The sequence below is a fragment of the Moorena sp. SIO4E2 genome (assembly GCF_010671945.1).
In the GTDB taxonomy this organism is placed as follows: Bacteria; Cyanobacteriota; Cyanobacteriia; order Cyanobacteriales; family Coleofasciculaceae; genus Moorena; species Moorena producens.
Genome location: NZ_JAAHIE010001000.1, coordinates 1 through 1969, shown reverse-complemented (window position 1 = coordinate 1969; position 1969 = coordinate 1). Strand labels below are relative to the sequence as shown.

Sequence of the window (1969 nt, the reverse complement as noted above, 5' to 3'; positions counted from 1 at the left end):
TCTCAAGGGTTAACAATACACCAGACATGGGAGTTAATGATGGGTGGTAATCGCAACACATCTGATGCCCAACTCAAGTTTCTGTTACAGGTACTACAAGCAACCGCAGACAGTAATGGTGACGCCCAGGTAGTTTACCCATTACTGGCAGACAATACAGACAAAATTAATCCTAGATTAGCAGAATTATTTCGGGATTGGGCAACAACTAAGCTGGCGGAAGTGAAACCAGATGAAGCGGAAAATATAGCAGCAGTTATTGTTGAATTTAGCAATCTAATTCAGCAATTCCCCTTGGGTGACAAAGCCAGCAATAGTTCAATTGCCATCACTGGCTATGAAGTGGCACTAACTGTTTTCACCCGTGAAGCTTTTCCCGAATATTGGGCAACGACTCAACACAATCTCGGTATTGCTTACCTTCACAGAATCACAGGTCAGAAGGGACAAAACCTAGAAGAGGCCATCGCTTGCTTGCAATTGGCTTTAGCCGTTTTCACCCGTGAAGATTTTCCCGAACAATGGGCAATGACTCAAAACAATCTCGGTATTGCTTACTCTGAGAGAATCACAGGGGAGAAAGCACAAAACCTAGAAAATGCCATCGCTTGCTACGAATTGGCTTTAGAAGTACGCACCAGTCAAGCTTTTCCCGAACAATGGGCAACGACTCAACACAATCTCGGTAGTGCTTACCGTAACCGCATCACAGGTCAGAAGGCACAAAACCTCGAAGATGCCATCGCTTGCTACCAATTGGCTTTAGAAGTACGCACCCGTAAAGCTTTCCCCTATGATTGGGCATCGACTCAAAACAATCTCGGTATTGCTTACCGTAACCGAATCACAGGTCAGAAAGCACAAAACCTAGAACAGGCCATCGCTTGCTACCAATTGGCTTTAGAAGTACGCACCAGTCAAGCTTTTCCCGAACAATGGGCAATGACTCAAAACAATCTCGGTATTGCTTACTCTGACAGAATCACAGGTCAGAAGGCACAAAACCAAGAAGAGGCCATCGCTTGCTACCAATTGGCTTTAGCCGTTTACACCCGTGAAGCTTTTCCCGAACAATGGGCAATGGCTCAATTCAATCTCGGTCGTGCTTACGGTAACAGAATCACAGGTCCGAAAGCACAAAACCTAGAAAATGCCATCCCTTGCTTCCAATTGGCTTTAGAAGTACACACCCGTGATGCTTTTCCTGTTGATTGGGCATCGACTCAAAAAAATCTCGGTCGTGCTTACTATTACAGAATCACAGGTGAGAAAAGACAGAATATTGAAAATGCCATCGCTTGCTACCAATTGGCTTTAGAAGTACACACCCGTGAAGCTTTTCCTATTGATTGGGCATCGACTCAATTCAATCTCGGTATTACTTACCGTAACCGAATCACAGGTCAGAAAGCACAAAACCTAGAAAAAGCAATCGCTTGCTACCAATTGGCTTTAGAAGTACGCACCAGTCAAGCTTTTCCCGAAAAATGGGCATCGACTCAAAACAATCTCGGTAATGCTTACTATGAAAGAATTAAAGGTCCCAAAGCACAGAATATAGAAGAAGCAATCGCTTGTTACCAACAGGCTCTTAGAGTTTATACCTTTAAGGCATTTCCTATTGATTGGGCAGAGACAAAATATAATCTCAGTATTGCTTATCGTAACCGCATCAAAGGTGAGAAAGCACAGAATATTGAACTTGCCAAGGCTTATTTCCAAGAAGCTCTTAAAGTTAGAACCTTTGAGGATTCTACTCAAGATTGAACAATGACGCAATAGTAAGTAGGGTGGGCAAAAACCCTTTGGTTATTTTAACAATTCTAGATAATATCACTTTGGCCACCCTACGCAACTTATTTTAGGGTGGGCAAAAAGCCGTTGATTCTTTGTAAGCTTGTAGGGTGGGCAAAAACCCTTTGGTTCTTTGAAAAATTCTAGATAATATCATTTTGCCCACCCTACGCAC

1 protein-coding gene is annotated in these 1969 nt (G+C 43.1%); it reads left to right on the top strand.

Annotation, left to right across the window (positions count from 1 at the left end; translation table 11 throughout):
• The first annotated feature begins 39 nt into the window (after positions 1-39).
• A complete protein-coding gene (locus tag F6K37_RS39900) occupies positions 40-1767 on the top strand; it encodes a tetratricopeptide repeat protein (protein WP_287256801.1) in 1728 nt (575 codons plus the stop codon).
• Positions 1768-1969 lie beyond the last annotated feature (202 nt).